This window comes from Pseudohaliea rubra DSM 19751 (assembly GCF_000764025.1).
Taxonomy (GTDB): domain Bacteria; phylum Pseudomonadota; class Gammaproteobacteria; order Pseudomonadales; family Halieaceae; genus Pseudohaliea; species Pseudohaliea rubra.
Window position 1 is genome coordinate 1 of the sequence record NZ_KN234827.1, and the last position, 1,549, is coordinate 1,549.

The following is a 1,549-nucleotide window of genomic DNA, read 5'->3' on the forward strand; positions in this document are numbered from 1 at the left end:
GTGCCGCCGGCGGGCGCCGGCGCTTCCTGCGCCGCCAGCGGTGCGGCGTCGAACGGTGCCGGTTCAACGCGCTCGAAGTCCTGCGCCATGGTGTCCCCTGTCCGTCCCTGGTGCTCAGCCGTCGTCGCTGCCGGCGTCCGCCTCTGGCGGCGCGAGTGCGCCCACCTCGTTGCGGTAGATATCGGCGAGGAGGTCCCGCCACTGATGGTACTGGTCCTCGACATTGCCGCTGAGCATCACGGTGCGATCCTCGAGCTCGATCACCCGCGGTGTGATCTCCGCTTCCAGCGACAGGCCCAGCTCGGACAGGGCCTCCACGTGGATCTTCGCTTCGGCGCGGGTTTCGAGGCCGCTCTTCAACAGGTAGCCGCCGCCGATGATGGCCACGTTGCCGGCCGTGCGGGTGGTCCGCGAGTCGCCGCCGCCGGCCGCGGCGATGCCGGCGAGGATCGCCGCCCCGCCGGCGATGAGCTGCCGGCGACTCTCGGCCTGGAGCTGCTGCATGGCGACTACCTCCTGATAACTGAGCTTGCGCCACTCCTGGTAGGGGCCCTGCATGTCGCCGCGAAAGCCTGTGTAATAGCCCTGCAGCGTGTCGATGAACACATTGTCGCGCTCGCGGATGCTGCGCACCCGCTCGAGCATCGGATCATTCTCCGCCGGCAGGCGCGCGATGCGTAATTCGTCGCCCCGGCCCTCGCGCAGGTAGCCTTCGAAGGCCTCCGGGGCGAAGCTGCGGGCGAAGCGCAGCTCGCTCACGGTGCGGATGTCCTCGGCCTCGCCGCTGGCGAGGGCGCGCTGGTGCTCGAGGAGGTCATTGGCAATGCGGTGGTAGACCGCCTGAAAGGGATCGTACTGTCGCCGGGTGCTGCCCTCGTAGGCGTAACGGCTGGCGCGGCCCTCATAGCGGTTGTCGAGCCAGACCCGGCCCCGGGAATCCACGGCGCGCACGGCGAGCTTCAGCTGCTCGCCGTCGGAGTGGAGAATGGTGCCGTCGATGCGCAGATCCGTGATGCGTTCGTTGTCCGGCACCACCCGCACGGCGCCCCAGGCGCCCGTATCCTGCAGGGTCGTGGTCAGCAGCTGCGGGATGAAGCGGGCCTCGGCGCGGCGCAGCTCCGGGTAGACGGGGCGATCGTCGTCCTCGTCAAGATCATCGAGGCCGGGATCGAACAGGGCGATGCCCACGTCGAGAAGCTCGGCCTCCGGGATCGGCGCATCCGGGTAGTCCAGAGGCGGAATGGACGTGCTCTTGACTGTCTGGCTCACGCAGCCGGCAAGGAGCAGCCCGCAGGCCGCGAGCAGTGTCAGCAGCAAACGCCTCACGGTTGCTCGATACCCTTGTACTTGCGGTACTCGGCCCAGAGCTTTTCGCGCACCGCCGGATCGGGTTCGCGCATGGCGGCCTCGCGGAGCTGCCGGGCGACCACGTCGTCGTCGTTGCCGTCGGGGATGTCCGCCGGCGGCGGATACTTGGCCGTGTTCCGGGGGATGCCGACGCCGCTGCCGCTGCCCGTGCCGCCCATGCCGCCGCCGCCGGAGGCGCCGC

The 1,549-nt window shown here is 69.9% G+C and carries 2 protein-coding genes; both read right to left on the reverse strand.

Annotated elements, in window-relative coordinates:
* Positions 1-114: 114 nt before the first annotated feature.
* Positions 115-1,326: a hypothetical protein gene (locus HRUBRA_RS14495; RefSeq protein WP_035518390.1), complete on the reverse strand. Its 1,212-nt coding sequence runs from the start codon at positions 1,324-1,326 to the stop codon at positions 115-117.
* Positions 1,323-1,549: hypothetical protein (locus HRUBRA_RS15495; RefSeq protein ID WP_201771621.1), on the reverse strand; the 227-nt coding region annotated here is incomplete at its 5' end. The genes HRUBRA_RS14495 and HRUBRA_RS15495, both read right to left, overlap by 4 nt.